The 20508-nt window shown below is 42.2% G+C and carries 16 protein-coding genes and 1 pseudogene; 11 read left to right on the top strand and 6 right to left on the bottom strand.

The window, feature by feature from the left end:
- Positions 1-6: 6 nt before the first annotated feature.
- The 3 genes from tusC to ACRWQM_RS07610 are packed head-to-tail and all read left to right on the top strand — an operon-like array spanning position 7 to position 1003.
- A complete protein-coding gene (gene tusC / locus ACRWQM_RS07620; protein WP_434931757.1) occupies positions 7-363 on the top strand; it encodes a sulfurtransferase complex subunit TusC in 357 nt (118 codons plus the stop codon).
- Positions 360-656, top strand: a complete 297-nt coding sequence (gene tusB, locus ACRWQM_RS07615; RefSeq protein WP_434931756.1) for a sulfurtransferase complex subunit TusB — start codon at positions 360-362, stop codon at positions 654-656. The genes tusC and tusB overlap by 4 nt, the downstream gene beginning before the upstream one ends.
- Before the next feature lie 17 nt (positions 657-673).
- Positions 674-1003 carry a TusE/DsrC/DsvC family sulfur relay protein gene (locus tag ACRWQM_RS07610; RefSeq protein WP_434932000.1) on the top strand — a complete coding sequence of 110 codons (330 nt, stop codon included), beginning with the start codon at positions 674-676 and terminating at the stop codon, positions 1001-1003.
- Between the two features lie 115 nt (positions 1004-1118).
- Here the strand turns inward: ACRWQM_RS07610 and lolE are convergent, their stop codons facing one another.
- The 3 genes from lolE to ACRWQM_RS07595 are packed head-to-tail and all read right to left on the bottom strand — an operon-like array spanning position 1119 to position 4319.
- Positions 1119-2360, bottom strand: coding sequence for a lipoprotein-releasing ABC transporter permease subunit LolE (lolE, locus tag ACRWQM_RS07605; protein ID WP_434931755.1), 1242 nt, complete (start codon positions 2358-2360; stop codon positions 1119-1121).
- On the bottom strand, positions 2353-3075 hold the full coding sequence (gene lolD, locus ACRWQM_RS07600; protein WP_434931754.1) for a lipoprotein-releasing ABC transporter ATP-binding protein LolD: 723 nt from the start codon (positions 3073-3075) through the stop codon (positions 2353-2355). The genes lolE and lolD overlap by 8 nt, the downstream gene beginning before the upstream one ends.
- Positions 3075-4319: a lipoprotein-releasing ABC transporter permease subunit gene (locus ACRWQM_RS07595; protein ID WP_434931753.1), complete on the bottom strand. Its 1245-nt coding sequence runs from the start codon at positions 4317-4319 to the stop codon at positions 3075-3077. Before ACRWQM_RS07595 ends, lolD begins: the two co-directional genes overlap by 1 nt.
- A 156-nt stretch (positions 4320-4475) precedes the next feature.
- On the opposite strand from ACRWQM_RS07595, the gene ACRWQM_RS07590 reads away from it, so the two are divergent.
- From ACRWQM_RS07590 to ACRWQM_RS07580, 3 genes are all read left to right on the top strand, one after another.
- Entirely contained in the window at positions 4476-5096 is a 621-nt protein-coding gene (locus ACRWQM_RS07590) for a hypothetical protein (protein WP_434926354.1), read from the top strand.
- A 28-nt stretch (positions 5097-5124) separates the two neighbouring features.
- Positions 5125-8634 carry a transcription-repair coupling factor gene (gene mfd / locus ACRWQM_RS07585; protein ID WP_434931752.1) on the top strand — a complete coding sequence of 1170 codons (3510 nt, stop codon included), beginning with the start codon at positions 5125-5127 and terminating at the stop codon, positions 8632-8634.
- A 77-nt stretch (positions 8635-8711) separates the two neighbouring features.
- Positions 8712-9731 carry a peptidoglycan binding protein CsiV gene (locus tag ACRWQM_RS07580; protein ID WP_434931751.1) on the top strand — a complete coding sequence of 340 codons (1020 nt, stop codon included), beginning with the start codon at positions 8712-8714 and terminating at the stop codon, positions 9729-9731.
- A 310-nt stretch (positions 9732-10041) separates the two neighbouring features.
- Here ACRWQM_RS07580 and ACRWQM_RS07575 read toward each other — a convergent pair whose 3' ends face one another.
- From ACRWQM_RS07575 to nagZ, 3 genes are all read right to left on the bottom strand, one after another.
- On the bottom strand, positions 10042-10512 hold the full coding sequence (locus tag ACRWQM_RS07575; RefSeq protein WP_434926357.1) for a hypothetical protein: 471 nt from the start codon (positions 10510-10512) through the stop codon (positions 10042-10044).
- Between the two features lie 95 nt (positions 10513-10607).
- Entirely contained in the window at positions 10608-11015 is a 408-nt protein-coding gene (locus ACRWQM_RS07570; protein ID WP_434926358.1) for a hypothetical protein, read from the bottom strand.
- A gap of 978 nt (positions 11016-11993) precedes the next feature.
- Positions 11994-13010, bottom strand: a complete 1017-nt coding sequence (gene nagZ, locus ACRWQM_RS07565; RefSeq protein ID WP_434931750.1) for a beta-N-acetylhexosaminidase — start codon at positions 13008-13010, stop codon at positions 11994-11996.
- Between the two features lie 371 nt (positions 13011-13381).
- On the opposite strand from nagZ, the pseudogene ACRWQM_RS07560 reads away from it, so the two are divergent.
- The 5 genes and pseudogenes from ACRWQM_RS07560 to ACRWQM_RS07540 all read left to right on the top strand — a co-directional run bounded on the left by ACRWQM_RS07560 (position 13382) and on the right by ACRWQM_RS07540 (position 20345).
- Positions 13382-14759: pseudogene (locus ACRWQM_RS07560) on the top strand (L-serine ammonia-lyase).
- A gap of 154 nt (positions 14760-14913) precedes the next feature.
- The gene (locus tag ACRWQM_RS07555; protein WP_434931749.1) at positions 14914-15660 is read left to right on the top strand and encodes an HAD-IIA family hydrolase; all 747 of its coding nucleotides are present in this window, start codon (positions 14914-14916) and stop codon (positions 15658-15660) included.
- Positions 15661-15863: 203 nt separating this feature from the next.
- Positions 15864-17540: a M28 family metallopeptidase gene (locus tag ACRWQM_RS07550; RefSeq protein WP_434931748.1), complete on the top strand. Its 1677-nt coding sequence runs from the start codon at positions 15864-15866 to the stop codon at positions 17538-17540.
- A 353-nt stretch (positions 17541-17893) separates the two neighbouring features.
- Positions 17894-19561, top strand: coding sequence for an asparagine synthase B (gene asnB, locus ACRWQM_RS07545; RefSeq protein WP_434931747.1), 1668 nt, complete (start codon positions 17894-17896; stop codon positions 19559-19561).
- A 379-nt stretch (positions 19562-19940) separates the two neighbouring features.
- A complete protein-coding gene (locus ACRWQM_RS07540; RefSeq protein WP_226415410.1) occupies positions 19941-20345 on the top strand; it encodes a DUF1801 domain-containing protein in 405 nt (134 codons plus the stop codon).
- Positions 20346-20508 lie beyond the last annotated feature (163 nt).

The following is a 20508-nucleotide window of genomic DNA, read 5'->3' as shown; positions in this document are numbered from 1 at the left end:
ACTAAAATGAAACAGATTTGCATTGTATTTCGTCACGCTCCTTATGGCACAACTTATACCCGCGAAGGGATAGATTTTGCCTTACTGAGCGCCAGCTTTGAGCAGCAAGTGTCGTTGATTTTTTGCGATGAAGCTGTGCTGCATTTATTACCTGAACAACACGCTGAACTGTCCGGTAGCAAAGACTACGTATCGGTTTTTAAAGCGTTTGATTTATACGAAATAGAAACCGTATTAGCCTGTGAGCAGTCTCTTAATGCAATGGGGTTAGCAGTGGGTGATTTAGCTATTGATGTGCAGTCAGCAAGCTCTCAAGCAATTACCGCCCAGTTAGCCCTAGCGGATGAGGTATTAGTATTTTGATTTTACATCACATTCAAACATCAACCACGAGTGATAATGCTTTAAGCCTATGTTTAAGATACATAGCGGCTGATGACAGTATTTTATTGGCGGCTGACGCGGTAAACGCCCTACTCAAGCCGCAATTGTTAACGGCTATGCAAAACAATGACGTCTATGTGTTAAGTGATGAAATTCAAGCCCGAGGCTTATCAGCCAAAATAGCCAAGCTGCAATATCCTAATATTCACCCGATTGATTACCCTGAATTCGTTAATCAAACACTGCGCCACGCTAAGGTCATCACATGGTAGAAAAGTTATTTGAATTTATGTTTGAGTTTAATGGTCAAGCCATTGAAACCGATAAACAAGGCTATCTTAAAAGAGTGGATGATTGGCAACTTGATATGGCGCCCGTTTTAGCGGCTACTGAAAACATTGCCTTATCTGAGGCGCATTGGGAAGTGATTCATTTTGTGCGTAACTTCTATCTGGAATATAAAACCAGCCCAGCTATTCGGGTACTAGTTAAAGCCATTGGCCAAAGCTTAGGAGCGGATAAAGGTAATTCTAAGTATCTGTATACCCTATTCCCCGTTGGCCCGGCTAAGCAGGCAACAAAAATTGCCGGATTGCCTAAACCCGCTAAATGTCTTTAAGATGAATTGCAATATTATTTGATAAAAGTGCCTTTAATGTTAAAGGCACTTTTTATGATCTAGCCGTTTACTCGCTTGCAGATAGCTGAGCAGTTTATTAGCGACCAGACAATTATTATCGACCAGCCAAGGCCGCTGCAGGGGCAATTTTAGTGGCTTTCCAAGCGGGATAAATCGTCGCCAACAAGCTCATTACTAGTCCAATAAACACCACAAAAAGTACATCGTGGGTTTGTAATTGTGATGGCAAAAAATCGATAAAATAAATGTCCGAGTCCAACAGCTGGATCCCTAACATTGATTCTAAGCCCTTCGCTATCGCACTTAAATTGATAGCAATCAACATACCTAAAATACCGCCTATCGAACAACCTAATAAGCCGTTTAGTCCGCCTTGCATGATAAAAATAGCCATAATAGCGGAGCGTTTTAATCCCATGGTCATTAAAATTGCAATTTCAGACGCCTTGTCGCGTACAGTCATCACTAACGTCGACACAATATTAAAACAGGCTACGGCGATAACTAACGCCAACACTAAGTACATCACCATCCTAACCAATTGAATATCTTGATAAAGGTGACCTTGGGTTCGCGTCCAGTCATTTAGGTATAGATATTGTTCCTGCGCATAACCTAAGTCGCGGGTAACGCTAGGGGCGCTAAATACATTATCGACTTGTAATCGAATACCACTGACGCCATCGCCCATATTCAATAGTTCACTTAAGTATTTTAACGGCACATAGGCTTGTGAGGCTTCAATTTCACCACCTAAATCATACACGCCACTGACCACAAACCGATGACTTTTAGCGGCACTTAAGCGGTTGTTGTTAGCGGCAGGCGTGTACATTGCCAAGGTATCGCCCACCTCTAATTGCAGTTTGTCGAGTAAACTGCGACCCAGCACAATATGATTGTCTGAACCTTGCAAAGACTGCCAGGCACTGTCATTCATATATTGCGCAATGCTTGATACTTGCTGTTCATAATCAACATCAATACCGTTAACCACTATCCCCTGAAAACCACCTGGCTTTTGAACGAGTCCCTGCAAGCGTACAAAAGGCGCAACACCGGTAATTTGCGGGATGTTTTTAGCGGTTTCAGCAATCGCTAACCAGTCTTGAATAGGCTCATTGACGCCCACTAATTCGCCGTGTGATATCACCCCAAGCAAGCGGGTTTGAAGCTCTTTTTCAAAGCCATTCATCGCTGATAATACAATTATCAATACCGCCACACCCAAGGCGATACCTGCGGTAGAGGCAAATGAAATAAAACCAATAAAACCATTATTCTGCCGCGCGCGATAAAAACGCCAACCAATTAAAAAGGGTAACCATTTACTCATGGTCACTTCCTACTGACGGGTTATTAACAGCAACCTGTAATACGCCATCTTTCATGGTCAATTGACGGTCCATTTTAGCGGCTAATTTATGATCGTGCGTTACCACCACAAAGGCAGTACCAAATTGCTGGGCTAGTTCACGGATCAATTGATATACGGTTTCGCCACTGCTGGCGTCTAAGTTGCCCGTTGGCTCGTCGGCTAACACTAATTTAGGTTGATTAATTAACGCACGGGCAATCGCTACACGTTGACGCTCGCCGCCGGATAATTGCGCCGGAATATGCGCTAATCTATGGCCTAAACCAACCCGCTCTAATAACTCTTTGGCATTAGCTAATGACTGTTGCTTATCTTTACCTTGAATAAAAGCTGGCATAGCAACGTTTTCAATCGCACTAAATTCTGGTAACAAATGATGAAACTGGTAAATAAAGCCTAAATCTTGGTTGCGCAGGCTTGCTTGTCTTGCCGATGATAATTGATAAATATCTTCGCCATCTAACATAACCGTGCCATCACTTGGGGTGTCTAACGTGCCCATAATATGCAGCAAAGTACTTTTGCCCGATCCTGAACTGCCTACTATCGCTAACTGTTCGCCTTTGTAAACCTCAAGATTAACATCAGTAAGCACCTGGGTGGTGACGTCACCATCATGGTAATGCTTGCTAACATGGCTAATGGTTAATAAAACCTGTTTTTTCTGGGTCATTATTCGTATCTCAATGCGGTAGCGGGTTGAACCTGTGCGGCGCGTAACGCTGGGTAAATAGTAGCAATTAGGGTAATCAACAAGGTGCCAACAATAATGACACTTAACTGAGCGAATGATAATTGCACCGGCAGTGTTTGGCCTGCGCCCAGAATAGAGACACCTAAGGTGGTTAAAATCTCATTTAAGTTTAGGGATAAAATAACGCCGATAAGGGTGCCTAATCCTAAGCCTAACAAAGCATTTAGCGAGCCTTGCACGATAAAGATGTTCATTACAGCAGCTGTCGTTAATCCCTGGGTTTTAAGCACTGCTACATCTGTGGTTTTATCAACCACCATCATGACCAATGCTGACACAATATTAAACGCCGCTACCGCCACAATAAGGCTGAGCATCAACGACATCATATTTTTTTCCATATTTACCGCAGCAAATAAATGGCCAAAGTCAGCACGCCAGTCACGGTAAGTTGCTTCAACACCTTTATTCTGTAACAGCTTGGTCGTCAATGGCGCGATACTAGCAACATTAAATGGATCCGTTAAATACACTCGCAGCTCAGAAATAACATCAGGGTCTTGGCGCATTAAGCGACGAGCGTCTTGATAATGTACATAGGCAACTGAAGCGTCAACCTGAGCGCCCATTTCAAATACGCCGGCCACAGTAAATTTACGCTGACTTGGCACAGGACCTAGCGGTGAATACACCACACCATCACCACTTAAAATGCGAATTTGATCGCCGGTTTTAACCGCTAAGTTTCTAGCGAGTTCGCTACCTAATACAATGGCATAGCTTCCCGGTGTTAACGCATCAAAGGCGCTTGAATATGTGTGGGATATAATGCTCGACAAACCTTGTTCAAGCTCAGGGTAAACGCCTAATACTTGCGCAGCGGCGATGTTAGCACTGGATTGCAGCATGCCTTGGGTGGTCGCACTGGGCACAATGCCGACAATGTCATTCTTTAGTTGTTTGTGTTGCTGTAAAAAGGTGGCTTGAGCCTGCCAATCATCAAATCCTGTTTGATGCACTAAGGTCAATTGCGGTACAGCACCTAAAATGCGGTTTTTAAGTTGCCCTTCTAGGCCATTCATTACCGAGCTGACCACAATTAACGCGGCCACACCGAGAAAAATACCAGACACGGCAAACAACGTGATAAATGACGCAAACGCATTGGCTTTACGTGCACGCCAATATCGAAACCCCATAAAAAAAGAAAATCCAAAATTCATATAAAATTTGTCATCCAATGCGCATATTAGCGCGTATATTGGTTATGCTTGAGTCAAAATTGACGCTAAAACCATTACAAAAAGCTTATGACTTGCTAAACCATCAAGTTGGGCATGATAATAGGTGTATTAGATTGATAAATAAAGAGGCAAACCTTGATAAACGATAGCAATTCTTATTTTAGCGTACCTCACCAATTTAATGTTTATCTTTCGGCCTGGGATAAACAACGTCCTATCCCTGATGACACCCAACTCAGGCAAATGCAATCTACTGGACTTAAACTACTGTCAGAAGTTAAAGCACTTGAATCAAATTGCTTGTTGCAGTTACGCCAGCTAGACAGTGCGACCCAATCTATTGTTGAATTTTTAAAGTTACAATCCCGTAAAGTCGATTTAGTATTGCAGCATGTGCTTGAAAAAGAAGCCCAAGCTGGTGTGCAATATCAAGGACATCAGTTTGGCGGCAGCGGCTTGAGCCTTTTTTCAGACAAACAAATGGATGTTGGCAGTATTTTTAGTTGTCATATATATCTTCATGCCGAAGTGGTTGCCGTACTGTGTATTTGTGAAGTCACTGGCTCATACCCAGCAGATAAACAAGAAGCCATTGCTCCAAATAATCCAGCAACGATTGAACAGGCATTATGGCAAACTGACCTCGCCTTTATTCAAATTTTAGATGAAGATGTTGAACAGTTAGTTAAAGCCAGTTTAACTGTGCAACAAAAAATGCTTAAACTGCGCAAGCAGCTGCGTAAAGACAATCTGTAAGTTCTCTTAATACAAGTTAATCAATTAAATGAAACAATTTAGTGTAATCGCTCCGCCAAGTGTTAAAAAAGGCCAACAACAGCAAGTTTTAACCACCCTAGGCGGCGTATCCCAAGCGCTCACTGTCGCAAATTTAATTAACCAGCATTCAGGCACTAGCTTGATTGTCACCCATGACACCCCAAGTGCACTGACCTTAGAAGCCGAACTCAGCTATCTTTTGGCCCATACCGGTGTCAATGTGTGTTTATTTCCTGACAGAGAAACCCTGCCCTACGACAGTTTCTCACCGCATCAAGACTTAATCTCGCAGCGCTTAGAATCACTGGCGCAGATAAGCCAAAGTAATCATAACGTGGTGATTGTGCCGGTAAACACCTTGATGGTGCGACTCCCGCCAAAATCATTTTTAACCGCCAACGTGATGATTTTGAAAAAAGGCGACATATATAGCCTTGATCAAGTTCGTCAGCACCTGACCGATACGGGCTACCATATTGTTGATCAAGTCTATGAACACGGTGAATTTGCCATTCGTGGCTCGATTATTGATATTTTCCCTACGGGTTCCAAACAGCCACTGCGTATTGAACTGTTTGACGATGAAGTGGAAACCATCCGCTTTTTTGATGTCGATACCCAACGTTCAGGCATGGCACTTGAGCAAATTAGAATGCTGCCCGCGAAAGAGTTTCCTACAGACAGTGCTGCAATTGAAGGCTTTAGGCTGCGATATCGTCGCCGTTTTGAAGTGATTTCTAAAGAAGCCGAATCAGTGTATCAATCGGTGAGTCGTAATATTATGCCTGCGGGCATAGAAAACTATTTGCCGCTGTTTTTTGATGAATCATCTAGCTTATTTGATTACCTGCCAGAACAAAGCCAGCTTATTACCTTGGGTGACATTGATAAAGCCTGCGAGCATCATTTACAGGAAGTGCACAGCCGTTATGAAGATCGCCGCGTTGATCCATTAAGGCCCCTATTAGAACCCAAAGAGCTTTACCTGCTAGCGGACCAACTGTTTGCGGCATTTAAACCTATGCCCCGCAGCCAAGTCATTAATGCAGTGTTTGATGAGCAAGGTCAAATTAATCCAGATTCACAGCCAAAACATGCGCTACTTGCTAAGGCAAATAGCATTAGTGATATCAATGCCAATCACAAACTCAAACAGCCTTTATTAGCACTAGAGGAATACAGTCAACAGCATCCGCAAATGCTGTTTGTGGCTGAATCTGAAGGTCGACGTGAAGCTTTGATTGAATTGCTGGCAAAAATTGGTATTAAACCAAAACTGTTTAAGCACATTGATGACTATGTCACCGCCAAAGAGTTTATCGGTTTAGTGGTATCTCCGCTTTCTCGCGGATGTGAGTTAGAGCTAGGATCTAAAGGTAAAGTCAGCATTATTTGTGAAACCGAATTATTCGGTCATCGTATTTCACAACAGCGTCGACGTGAGAAGCAAAAACAAGTCAGTACTGATGTGTTGGTTAAAAACTTAGCTGAATTAAAAGTTGGTCAACCTATAGTGCATTTAGAGCATGGTGTCGCGCTTTATCAAGGATTAGAAACCTTAGACACCGGCGGTTTAGTCGCTGAGTATTTAAAACTTGAGTACGCTGGCGGTGATAAACTTTATGTGCCTGTATCATCACTGCATTTAATCAGCCGCTTTAGCGTAGGCAATGATGAAAACACCCAACTAAATAAGCTAGGCAACGAAACTTGGGCCAAAGCCAAGAAAAAAGCCATTGAACGTATTCGTGATGTTGCCGCTGAATTACTCGATGTTTACGCCCGTCGTCAAGCACGACCAGGTGAAGCCTTGGCACTTGATGAGGAAGAGTACGCCGTATTTGCCCAAGGTTTCCCCTATGAAGAAACCGTTGACCAAGAAAGCGCGATTCATGCGGTATTAGCAGATTTACAAGCGCCAATGGCAATGGACCGTTTAGTGTGTGGCGATGTGGGCTTTGGTAAAACAGAAGTGGCTATGCGCGCAGCCTTTGTTGCCGTCAATGCCGGAAAACAAGTCATCGTATTAGTACCCACCACCTTGTTAGCACAGCAGCACTATGAAAATTTTACTGACCGCTTTGCTGATTGGCCATTCGTAATTGAAGTGATGTCACGTTTTAGAACCACTAAAGAGCAAAATCAAGTGGTGCAGTTATTAAGTGAAGGCAAAGTGGATATCGTTATTGGTACCCATAAGCTGCTCACAGCAGAGGCTAAGTTTGATAACCTCGGCCTACTGATTATTGATGAAGAACATCGTTTTGGCGTGCGTCAAAAAGAAAAGATTAAAGCCTTACGTGCCAATATCGATATTCTGACCTTAACCGCCACGCCTATTCCGCGCACCTTGAATATGGCCATGTCGGGTATGCGAGATTTATCGATTATTGCTACGCCACCAGCAAAACGTTTAGCGGTGAAAACCTTTGTGCGCGAGTACGATATTGCCACAGTACGAGAAGCCATTTTGCGTGAAATTTTACGCGGTGGCCAAGTGTATTATTTGCATAATAATGTCGAAACCATTGAAAAAGCCGCCCAGGACATTCGCGACCTATTACCCGAAGCCAGAGTCGTAACCGCCCATGGCCAAATGCGCGAACGCGATCTTGAAAGAGTAATGGCTGACTTTTATCATCAACGTTTTAACGTACTGGTATGTACCACTATTATCGAAACTGGCATTGACGTGCCTAGTGCCAATACCATTTTGATACACAGGGCTGACATGTTTGGTTTAGCCCAGTTACATCAATTACGGGGCCGAGTGGGCCGTTCACATCATCAAGCTTACGCCTATATGATGACACCGCACCCAAAACGTATGACCTCAGATGCGCGTAAACGCTTAGAAGCCATTGATGCACTAGAAGATCTGGGCGCAGGATTTTTGTTAGCCACCCAAGATTTAGAAATCCGTGGAGCAGGTGAATTACTCGGTGATGAGCAAAGCGGACATATCAGTAAAATTGGTTTTAGTTTGTACATGGAAATGCTCGAATCAGCCGTCAAAGCGCTTAAGGAAGGCAAAGAGCCGTCATTAGCCTATATGATGAATGCGATTTGTGACATTGACTTACGTATTCCAGCCTTGCTGCCTGAAGATTATGTTGGTGATGTTAATATGCGTTTATCACTATACAAGCGAATTGCCAATTGTGACTCTGAAACCATGATTGATGAACTTAAAGTCGAGTTTATTGACCGTTTTGGTATGCTACCCGATCCAACCCGTAACTTGATGGACATTACCTTATATAAACACCAGGCAACAGAGTTAGGGCTGCAACGTATTGAGATGCACTCAAAAGGTGGCAGCTTAGAATTTGGAGCGGAACATAGGGTCGATCCGATGTTTATCATCGGTTTATTACAAAAGCAGCCACAAATCTATCGAATGGATGGGCCAAATAAGTTAAAGTTCACCATTCCAGCTGAAACCAGTAAAGACAGGCTCGAATTATTAAAGACTTTACTTGAACAGCTTGCTAAACATCAAACTGGAGAGCAGTAGTGCTTTTGAACATAACAGTACTTTTTAAAAAAAATGTGCTTTGCAAAATATCAGCGTTACCCAGTATCGCGATAACCATGGCAACGCTCGGTGCGTTAACGTTTTCATCTCAAGCCCAAGCTGAATCTTGGTTTGAGGTTGAGGTATTTGTTTTTGAACGTGAAAGCTCATCGCTTGAGCAATGGACTAATGCCGTTGCACCGAAAATTAGCGATCGTGCGGTCGACTTCATCACGCCCTTAATCAGCACAGATATTACCGGCGTTGCTGCGGGACTCAGTGGTTGCAGTGCTAATGATTGGTCTACCGAGATCACCCCAGACTGTAATGACCCGTTAACCAGCAGTACGGTACGCAGTCACCCAAGCCAGGTGCCATTTACTATTGCAGCATCAAGTGAACAGCAAGCTTATATAGGCATAGGGCCACTCTTGCTTGCCGACAGTCAAAGCAAATTTAAAGATATTATCCGTACCGTTAGCCGTGAACGTAATGTCAAACCGGTTGTGCACTTAACCTGGCAACAAAATATGGAGTCACAGCGCAGATCAACTCCGGTAAGAATATTTGGTGGGAAAGACTTTTCGAAACAATTTGATTATCACGGCCAGCAAGTGAGTGGACAATCTCAAACCGAATCGTCATATCAACTGTCAATGAATGACTTTTCAACCTTGGGCGATATGACTCAAACCGAGCAAAAAAAACCGGTATGGGAGCTCGACGGCACCATCAATATTTATTTAAGCCATTATTTATATATTGAAAATAATTTAGCGCTGCGTAAACCGACTCAAAAGTTAGTCGAGTCTAACCGTAGCGAGTTCAATCAGTTTAATGCGGTCAATACTAAAGTTGAAAAGACGATGAAGCCGTTTTTACAAGTGATCCCATTAGCGCAAAACCGTCGTGTGCGCAGTGGCGAAATTCACTACTTTGATCATCCGCAAATGGGCATGGTAATGCAAATTCGCAAAATGGCTCAGCCAACCTCGGTAAAGCCAATTGATTTAAGTAAACCTAGCTATCAAGCCCAACCAAATTATCAAAGTCAAAGTCAAAGTCAATCCGGTGTTGTGCAACCCTATGGCCAGTAATCCTTAAGTTAATGCTATCTAGGTGAATAATATCTAGAACGAGTACAAACCGGATCATGTATCCGGTTTTTTATACTTGAAAATATGCTTACTGTACGACGATAATATAGCTTGATAAAAAATTAAGGTTGTCATGAACGGTAATGCCGTAATAGTTTGATAAATTATCAGAGGACAAAATTCATTTTTTTAGAATAAAGTTTGATCACTTTGAAACTCACTTTTGGACAAAAATGAGCTAGAACCAAACTCTAAAAATGACGACTAGTGTTAGGAAAAGTATGGGAATCGAATATTCGATAACGCCGCATTAGTTGCACTTTAACGCTTTCTTGATTATTGAAATATTAATATTATTTTTGCCCCAAGTGGCAACTGATGACTTTTTATAAGGAGATGGGCGAGAGTTAATTGTAATTGTTTGCTCACTGAAAGTTATAGTGACTAATTCCCCCCAACTTCTCCATGTTGCTTTGGTATGGGCTAATATTTCAGATGAATCATCTGATTCGAGTATTTCCCACTCATTTTCCTTTATTGCCGCAATACATAAATCAAAGTTTTCTTTGGTTCCCGGTTTATCTAAAGTAACCACCCTCAAGTTTTGTTTTTGTTTAAAGTGGAAAGCGGCTGCCATAAGAGTAAAAGGAATTGCCATAATTAACGAGATAGAATCAAACTCAAGCATAATGATTGAATAGCCCGCCATTCCTAAAAAGAATGCGGGAAGAATATAGAGAAAAAACCAATCTTCTTTTTTCGGCTCAATACTTTGATCCAACACTGTATCCTCGTACAACTAACGCCCCTCTAATAAGAGAACCATGTGCTGGCGGGCGATTTGCCCAGCAAATGGCATGACAGCCTTTGTGAATCTTAATTCAGAGGCTTGTTAAGTGCCTCTATAAAGGTCTGACGGTCCAAGTAGAGTAAGTGGAAAATAACAAAAAATGGAAAAAGCCCAGCAATCCAATAATTGAAATCGGTGGCAGCATACCAAAGAAAAATAAGCCAAGTCGTTGCCCAAAATAGTAAACAAATTAGAGTTATCATTGGGCACTTGTTTTTTCGACTATGAAACACACTGAACATTAATTTGATAGTTGCCCATATCCCAGCAGTTCCACCTAAAAATACCATAAAGGGCAACAAGTAATCTCCTGCCCAAAGATTATCTGCTGCCATCTTAATCGCAGATTGCAACATCAAACCACTCACTAAGCCAACAGGCAAAGAAAACAATGAAATTTCGAAGATAAAGAGAATTCTAAATTTTTCAGTCATAGGCATTTAACAGCTTATTGATTAGCAGCAGGATAACCTCCTGCTTCCTTGTAAGTTTCTTCGTCAAAATATCACTTGTAAGTGTTTGTTGTAAATATATTATTTAACAAATTAGGGGTCAGAGTAAACTTTAAAAAGGGAGCTGATGGGCACATGCTATTGAATGGCTTTTTCTTCCCTAAATGGCGCACTCGATGATTATGTTCGAGGTTGCCCTACTTTGTCCTTAAGTTTTCATACTTTAATCTACTTTATAGCTTTAATTCAATGTTTTAATACAAGTTATATTGGGTAGGTTAAGTAAGTTCGCAAATTCTATTTAACCAATTGCCTGCCGCAGGCCTATGTGCAGATGATCCAGCGAGACGCCGCAAGCATATCCATGTGGGCTTAACCAAAACGTCCTGTTTTGGATACTCTCTGGCTCATCTGCACCCGAAATTTTCACATCTTCGATTTAACTTCATTTGTAACAATTCTATAAGAAAAGCTGGGATGTCCGTTTTGAATTGAGGTCATCGAGACTCTTTATTCCGAGAACCCGTGAGCTTGGCATGGATGCCACGCTAGCTTTCGTTGGGCCAGGGACGGCTCATCGGAAGCGTTAGGGCTTTTCGACAATGGCTGAAGCCGGATACAGATGAAGTTTAAAGCTGGATCGATCCCCATCGAAAATTATTCGCTTTTCTGCATTTTTCGTCAGGGGCGGCAGGGCCTAATTCTTTAATAAAGAGTATAGAGGGTATTGCTGTTGATACCCTCTTGGTCTGGTGTGGGTGAAGTGCCACGACGTTGGTGGCCGTAGGCCATATTCCAAACAAACCTTGGGGCAGAAATGTGTTAGTCCTTAACCCGTTTCCTCACCAAAAGTCCCAAAAAATGTCGAACTATAATATAAACGCACACTTAGGGTGTAAATAATATCTAAAAAAAATGGCTATCTATTGATAGCCGCTTTTTTATTGTTACTGCGAAAACTTACACTGCTGCATGGATTTGTTTAGCCGTTGCAATTGCCGCTAACCAGCGCGCATCTTGCTCTAACGCATTAACCACATTGAGTGTGTCAGGTTTTAAACTTAATGCATTGGCTATCGGAGGATTTGCTGGCCAGGTAAACTCGCTTAATAATGCCGCTACACCGGTTGGGTCATTACAAACTAAAATCATGTCACAACCCGCATCTAACGCCGCTTGCGCTCGACCTAAATAGTCACCGGCAAAGCTGGCTCCTTTCATGCCCAAGTCATCAGAGAAAATAACCCCTGTAAACCCTAAACGTTGGCGCAATACATTCTGTAGCCAGTAAGTAGAGAATCCCGCAGGGTTGGGGTCAACTTGATCATAAATAACATGTGCAGGCATAACACCATTTAATTGCCCTTTAGCCATTAAGCTAACAAAAGGCAACATATCAAAGGCTTCAATTTGTGCCAGGCTGCGACTGTCTACAGGCATAGCCACATGGGAATCTGCGGCAACGCTGCCATGACCGGGGAAATGCTTACCCACAGCAGCCATGCCCGCTTGTTCCATACCAATAATAAATTCTGCCGCTAAGTTAGTCACCTCATCAGGATTAGCACTAAAACTTCGCTTACCAATCACTTCACTTATGCCATTAACATCTAACACAGGTGCAAAACTTAAATCAATATCACAGGCTAACAGTTCAACCGCCATTAAAAAACCGCACTCTTTAGCCCACAATTTTGCTAATGCTAAATCACCTTTTGCAGCAGGTAAAATATCGCCCATAGCAGGAATATGGGTAAAGTCCTGCTTAAAACGTTGCACTCGACCACCTTCGTGATCAACCGCAATTAATAGCTCGGGCCGAATATTTCTGACTTGCTTAACTAGCTCAATGAGTTGAGATTTACTCGCGTAATTGCGGGTAAATAGAATAATACCGCCCACTTGTGGATGTTGTAGTTGCTCTGCTTCTAGCGCTGACACTGTCAGCCCGGCTAGATCCATCATTAAATAGCTCAATCGTATACCCCGTATAATTTAACCTAAAAAGCTTTATCAATAAGTTAGGCTAATCTGAAAATAATGCATAAAAAAAACTAATGAACTGTCTAATCAAAAATATGGGATACTTCAACCAATTTAACGCGTGTTAAAAAATACGAGTATGCCATCAAACAAGTGTTCAGTGTTTTGCTAACTGTTTGTTATCTAGGTTGCGAAACAGATCACGTCACACTCAACTATAGTGAATCAGCTATAATTAAGTCACTTCGACTATAGTGACTTTTACTATATTGATTTGAACGATCGTGACGTGATGATTTTAATAGCGCGATGATAATACTCTCAAATAACTAAAACAATAAACGACCACATAAAGGCTAAAAATTATGATTAGCGTATTTGACATGTTTAAAATCGGTATTGGCCCGTCTAGCTCACATACCGTAGGCCCAATGAAAGCCGGCAAAATCTTTATGCAGAACTTAATAGACCAAGATTTGCTATCGGGTATTGATGAATTACAGTCAGAATTATTTGGCTCATTAGGTCAAACAGGTAAAGGCCACGGTACAGGCAAAGCGGTGATTTTGGGCTTAATGGGTGAAGACCCTGAAACCGTTGATACCGACGCGATTGACGGTATTTTAGAAGCCGTATCGAACGATCAAAAGCTTAAACTAGCCGATGGTAGATTTGTTAAATTTACCCGTGAAAATGGCGTAACTTACCATCGCCGTAAAACGCTACCAGCCCATGCAAACGCGATGACTTTATATGCGTTAACCAAAGGCGAAATCACTTATCAGCGTACTTACTATTCCGTAGGTGGCGGTTTTATTCTTGATGAAGATGAAATCACCCAACGCAATGCATCACCCGCAACGCCTATAAAAGAAGCGCCATATGATTTCAACAGCGCGGCACAGTTATTAGAATTGTGCTGTGAAAACGGTTTAAGCATTTCATCTTTAATGATGTATAACGAACTTAGTATTGCCAGTGAAGAGGAAGTAAAACAAGGTTTGTGGAAAATTTGGCAAACCATGAAAAGCTGTGTTGATCGTGGATACCAAAAAAGAAGGCATATTACCTGGCGGCCTTAAACTTCGCCGCCGTGCGCCCTCTTTATACCGCCGACTCAAAGCTGAAGGCCGAAATAACACAGATCCGTTAACCGCGATGGACTGGGTAGATTTATTCGCCTTATCGGTAAACGAGCAAAATGCAGCAGGCGATCGCGTAGTGACCGCGCCAACAAACGGCGCTGCTGGTATTATTCCTGCGGTACTGTGCTACTACGACATGTTTGTGCAAGAAGTTGATATTGACGTTTGCAGTCGATATTTATTAACCGCTGCTGCTATTGGAATTCTGTACAAGAAAAATGCCTCTATTTCAGGTGCAGAAGTGGGTTGCCAGGGCGAAGTGGGCGTAGCGTGTTCTATGGCTGCTGGTGCACTAACTGAAATTATGGGCGGCACAGTTGAACATGTTGAAAACGCGGCTGAAATTGGCATGGAACATAACCTAGGCCTAACCTGCGACCCTGTTGGCGGCCTGGTACAAGTGCCGTGTATTGAACGTAATGCTATGGGCGCCGTCAAAGCGATTAATGCCTCACGTATGGCGTTACGTGGTGATGGTAACCATAAGGTATCACTAGATAAAGTGATTAAAACCATGATGGATACCGGCCGAGACATGCGCAGTAAATACAAAGAAACCGCTAAAGGCGGTCTAGCGGTGAATATTGTCGAGTGTTAATGACTTTTAGCTAGACTGCTGAGTTTTTACATCAAATCAATGCCAACCTATTTAGGTTGGCATTTTCATTTAAAACACATTGTTTTTACCGAGTATTTAGCGTTATATAAACGATAGAACAACCCATTTTAGCTAAAAAGGTGAGATTGAATTGATGAAGAATATTATCTGCGATATTGATGGCGTATTACTGCACGATAACAAGTTGATCCCCGGCAGTGATAAGTTTATTCATCGCATTATTGAACAAGGTAACCAACTGGTATTACTGACTAACTACCCAGTGCAAACCGGTAAAGACTTACAAAATCGTCTTGGTGCTGCCGGCATTAATGTGCCCGAAACCTGCTTTTATACCTCAGCGATGGCAACCGCTGATTTTTTAAAGCACCAACAAGGTACTAAAGCCTTTGTAATTGGTGAAGGCGCCCTCACCCATGAACTGTATAACGCCGGTTTTACCATCACTGACATTAACCCAGATTTTGTAATTATTGGCGAAACTCGCTCGTACAACTGGGAAATGATCCATAAAGCCGCGCGCTTTGTTGCTGGCGGTGCACGCTTTATTGCCACCAATCCTGATACCCATGGGCCACAATTTAGTCCTGCCTGTGGTGCACTATGCGCACCCATTGAGCGCATTACCGGCAAAATGCCATTTTATATTGGTAAGCCTTCAAGTTGGATCATTCGCTCTGCCCTTAATCATATTCAGGGCCACTCTGAAAATACCCTGATCATCGGCGATAATATGCGTACCGATATTTTGGCAGGATTCCAAGCAGGTCTAGAAACCATTCTGGTCACCAGTGGTGTTAGCCAGATGGGCGATATAGATAAAGAACCCTTCAGACCCAATCATGTATTCGCCTGTGCCGGCGATATTGACGTAGTCTAGGCTTTAAGTGCCTAGCTAATTTACCTAATTAAACGTTAGCAAGCACGACTAGATTTACATTAGGTAACACATTTTCAAGCCAGTACGCTTTTATAAGATGCTGGCTTGCTTCATTATAATCTGCAAGATGTTAACGCTAATAATCTCTAACCACTTTTTCTACTCACTTTGATTAAAAATAATAAATAATAATTGGAATCCTGATGAAGCATTTATTTCCCCTTTGCGCGATTGCATTGTTGGTGAGCGCCTGTAATGGCGACACTAAAGATAACGCACAAGTATCACAGGCTAGTAATGACGAGCTAGCCAGCTCAACAACGGCATTAGTCACTTTTGACGAGCAACGTTTTCGTCAAGATATAAAAGTACTGTCTTCTGATGAATTTGAAGGTCGCGCCCCTACTACTAAGGGGGAAAAACTGACCTTAGACTATTTAACCAAACAATTTACCGACATGGGATTAACCGGTGCCAACCAAGGCAGCTTTTTACAAGCTGTGCCTATGGTGACCTACACCCCAAGTGAGCAGCAAACGATTACCTTGGCCGATTTGCCGATGCAGTATCGCAAAGACATCGTACTGAGTAGCCGTCACGCTAACGAGCAAATCACTATCGACAAAGCGCCATTGATATTTGTGGGATACGGTATTAATGCACCTGAATCACAATGGAATGATTACAGCGGCATCGATATGAAAGGCAAAATAGCGGTTATTTTGGTGAATGACCCAGGTTTTGCGAATCCTGAAGGGACAAAGTTTAATGGCTTAGCCATGACCTACTACGGTCGTTGGAGTTATAAATTTGAAGAAGCCAGTCGCCAGGGCGCATTAGGTGCCATTATCATTCACGACACTAAACCCGCTTCTTATCCTTGGTCTGTGGTAGAAAATAGCTGGACAGGCCCTCAACAGGATTTAGTACTCGATACAGACGAAGCTAATAATCGCATTCAAGTAGAAGGCTGGATGACCTTAGATGCGGCCAATCAACTCTTTACTAAATCAGGCTTTTCATTACCAACCTTAATGGAACGTGCCGCTGATGAGCCTGTCAATGTTGAACTTGCCCAAACCGCGTCGATTAAGTTTGCCAATAAAGCCGAATATGCCGACAGTTATAATGTCGTCGCCACCTTAAAAGGCACTAGCCAAGCTGATGAGCAGCTACTGTTCACCGCGCATTGGGATCACATAGGTAAAGATGAAACCAAAGAAGGCGATCAAATTTATAACGGAGCCCTAGATAATGCTTCAGGTACTGCGGGTATTATGGAAATAGCCCGCCAGTTTGCGGTACAAGCAAAACAAGGCAATGGTTTAAAACGTTCATTAACCTTTGTAGCCACAACGGGTGAAGAGCAAGGTTTATTAGGCTCGCGCTTTTATGCGGCAAATCCAATTTATCCACTGGATAAAACCGTTGCCGTATTTAACCTAGACAGCACCAATGTGTATGGCAAAACTAAAGATTACACTATAGTTGGTAAGGGTCAGTCTGAATTAGAAAACTACCTTGCCGATGCAGCAAAACTGCAAAACCGTGAAGTTAAGTCAGAACGTAACCCTGCATCAGGCGGCTTTTTCCGCTCAGATCACTTCAGCTTTGCTAAATACGGCGTACCAGCAGTATTTGCTGGTGGCGGCAGTGACCCACTTGATGATGCAACCGCAGCCTATAAAACTGAAATGGAAAAAACCATGAAAGGCTGTTATCACAATGTGTGCGATCATTATCATGCGTCATGGGATTTATCGGGCGCATTACAAGATTTACAGGTGTATTACCAAGCGGCAGAGACCCTAGGCAATAACCAAGATTGGCCCGGTTATCTAGCTGGCTCAGAGTTTAATAGCTTACGTCCAGCCAAGTAATCATTTGCAAAATTGATGAAGAGCCTATTAATTAATAGGCTCTTTTTTTAAGCCAACCTCAAACCTTGATACAAAATTGGGTAAAAAAATCAATTTTTATCACTTAATAATCTTCAGCAATATCATTAACAATTCCTCAAAAATGGCGCACCTTAGCCGCTAAAATCAAAGATTCATCAATAGATCTTAAATTTTTATAAATAATCCTCAAAACAAACTCAACTAGATAGCTACATAATCATTAAAATAGCCAATTTAATGAGCTTTAATCAAAAATAAGACTTGGCTAGTGAATAAAATGCTGTCAAAGTACCAAACAGATAAAGATTAAATAATGTTGTTGGAGTCGTATTATGTGTTCAATATTCTCAATTTTAGATATCAAATCAGATGCAAGTGAACTTCGCCAAGTGGCACTTGAAATGTCAAAGCTGTTACGTCACCGTGGCCCAGACTGGTCAGGCATTTATGCAGATGAACATGCGATTCTTGCCCACGAGCGTTTAGCGATTGTTGATGTTGACCATGGTGCCCAGCCGCTTATTAGCCAGGATGGCAACATCATATTAGCCGTCAATGGTGAAATTTATAACCACAAGCAACTTAAAGCTGATTTAGGTGATAAATATCAATACCAAACAAACTCTGACTGTGAAGTGATTTTATCTTTATACCAGGAATACGGTTGTGACTTTTTAGATAAACTTAACGGCATCTTTGCGTTTGTCTTGTATGACAAAGCCAAGCAAACTTATTTGGTCGGCCGTGATCACATGGGTATTATCCCGCTTTACACTGGCTTTGATACTGCGGGTAACTTCTACATAGCCTCAGAAATGAAAGCACTTATGCCTGTGTGTAAAACCGTGGCAGAGTTTTTACCAGGCCAGTACTTATATTCAGCCGATGGTCAACCAACGCAATATTATGTCCGTGACTGGATGGAATATGATGCGGTAAAAGATAACCCAGCCAGTATTGATGACTTACGTGAGGCCTTAGAAGCTGCGGTTAAACGTCAATTAATGTCTGATGTGCCTTACGGCGTATTGTTATCTGGCGGTTTAGATTCATCGGTTGTGTCAGCGATTACCCAAACCTATGCAAAACATCGAATTGAAAATGATGGTGAAACCGGCGCCTGGTGGCCACAGCTTCACTCATTTGCGGTTGGCTTAGCAGAATCACCCGATTTAGTTGCGGCGCAAAAAGTGGCCGATGCCATTGGCACCATTCATCACCCGATTGTGTATACATTCCAAGAAGGGTTAGATGCTATTAAAGAAGTGATTTATCACTTAGAAACATACGATGTCACCACAATTCGTTCAGCGACGCCTATGTATCTAATGGCACGAAAAATTAAAGCTATGGGCATTAAAATGGTGTTGTCTGGTGAAGGTGCTGATGAATTATTTGGTGGTTACTTATACTTCCATAAAGCCCCTAACGCGCAGGCATTCCACGAGGAATTAGTGCGTAAGTTAGATAAACTGCATTTGTTTGATTGTCTACGCGCCAACAAAGCGATGGCCGCCTGGGGACTTGAAGCCCGCGTGCCTTTCTTAGATAAAGAGTTTATGGATGTGGCAATGCGCATCAATCCAGAAGCGAAAATGTCTAAAGATGGTCGTATTGAGAAACACATTCTGCGTCAGGCATTTGAACACAAATTGCCAAAAGAAGTGGCATGGCGTCAAAAAGAGCAATTCAGTGATGGTGTAGGCTATTCTTGGATTGATGGCTTGAAAGAACATGCGGGTAAACATGTTGATGATGTGCAATTGGCAAACGCAAAATTCCGTTTCCCTTATAACACACCAGAAACCAAAGAAGCTTATTTTTACCGTTGTTTCTTTGAAGAGTTCTACCCGTTACCAAGTGCAGCTGAAACCGTACCAGGTGGCAAATCAGTTGCCTGCTCTACCCCAGAAGCACTGGCTTGGGATGAAAGTTTACGCGGCATTATCGACCCATCGGGACGCGCAGTGCGTAACGTACACGCCAGCAGCTACCAGTAATCTGCTATCTGGATTCTTGATTCTTGATTCTTGATTCTTGATTTGAACTTTAACAATGCCTAAACGCCCGCGACTTATGTCACGGGCGTTTTTTTATTCTGCTAGTTCATATCTGTTAGGTTGATAATCGTTTAGTTCTTATTTCAAATACTGGAAGTAGCCTATGTGCAAACACTTCTGCTACACGCCGCAAGCACATCCATGTGGGCTCTACGCCAGTTTGAAAGTGATCATTATGATTACCATACGTTTACTTTGGTTCAACAGACGATAAGATGCTAACAGTGAAGTCAGGTTATTTTATAAACATCTTACCTTCGTAATTACAGCTTCAGTCAAATTAGTCATAACAATCATTATTTAAAGGGAGTGTCGGATCATGAAAATGGAAGTTCAACACAAATTTGAAAGCTACCCTGAAAAGATAAAGCCGTTATTAGTTCATCTGCGGCAGCTTATTTTAGATATTGCCAGTCAACATCATTTAGGCGAAGTTGAAGAAACGCTGAAATGGGGTGAACCGAGTTACGCGGTTAAAAATGGTAGCCCGATAAGAATTGACTGGAAACCTAAATACCCCGAGCAGTATTTCATTTTTTTCAACTGCAACACTAAACTGGTTGATACATTTAGAGAGCTGTATCCAGATGTTATTCAATATCAGGGAAATAGAGCCATAGTATTAAAGGTTAATTTTCCGCTTCCAACTAAAGTGATTCAACACTGCATAACGCTGTCACTGCAATACAAAAGTATCAAACATTTACCTTTGCTTGGGGCTTAGCTCAATTTTAACATTAGGCACTAACAAGCCATTTTACGCAAAAATTGTACAACTAAAGCATAACGATAAAGTGATGCCATACCCATAACAGATCTTAAAAGCGCCCTTGCGACTATGCTTTCCCCTGCAAAATGCTACTATCTGAATATTGGTTAACCCCATC

Origin of the sequence: Shewanella sp. HL-SH5, from assembly GCF_051163755.1 — a bacterium.
In the GTDB taxonomy this organism is placed as follows: domain Bacteria; phylum Pseudomonadota; class Gammaproteobacteria; order Enterobacterales; family Shewanellaceae; genus Shewanella; species Shewanella glacialimarina.
The sequence above is the reverse complement of the archived record's forward strand: the minus strand, read 5'-3'. Positions and strand labels throughout refer to the sequence as shown.

Coding starts and splice junctions, on each gene's coding strand:
- tusC (WP_434931757.1), top strand. CDS start 7: ATGAAACAGATTTGCATTGTATTTCGTCACGCTCCTTATGGCACAACT.
- ACRWQM_RS07610 (WP_434932000.1), top strand. CDS start 674: ATGTTTGAGTTTAATGGTCAAGCCATTGAAACCGATAAACAAGGCTAT.
- lolE (WP_434931755.1), bottom strand. CDS start 2,360: ATGAGTAAATGGTTACCCTTTTTAATTGGTTGGCGTTTTTATCGCGCG.
- lolD (WP_434931754.1), bottom strand. CDS start 3,075: ATGACCCAGAAAAAACAGGTTTTATTAACCATTAGCCATGTTAGCAAG.
- ACRWQM_RS07595 (WP_434931753.1), bottom strand. CDS start 4,319: ATGAATTTTGGATTTTCTTTTTTTATGGGGTTTCGATATTGGCGTGCA.
- mfd (WP_434931752.1), top strand. CDS start 5,125: ATGAAACAATTTAGTGTAATCGCTCCGCCAAGTGTTAAAAAAGGCCAA.
- ACRWQM_RS07580 (WP_434931751.1), top strand. CDS start 8,712: ATGGCAACGCTCGGTGCGTTAACGTTTTCATCTCAAGCCCAAGCTGAA.
- ACRWQM_RS07570 (WP_434926358.1), bottom strand. CDS start 11,015: ATGACTGAAAAATTTAGAATTCTCTTTATCTTCGAAATTTCATTGTTT.
- ACRWQM_RS07555 (WP_434931749.1), top strand. CDS start 14,914: ATGAAGAATATTATCTGCGATATTGATGGCGTATTACTGCACGATAAC.
- ACRWQM_RS07550 (WP_434931748.1), top strand. CDS start 15,864: ATGAAGCATTTATTTCCCCTTTGCGCGATTGCATTGTTGGTGAGCGCC.
- asnB (WP_434931747.1), top strand. CDS start 17,894: ATGTGTTCAATATTCTCAATTTTAGATATCAAATCAGATGCAAGTGAA.
- ACRWQM_RS07540 (WP_226415410.1), top strand. CDS start 19,941: ATGAAAATGGAAGTTCAACACAAATTTGAAAGCTACCCTGAAAAGATA.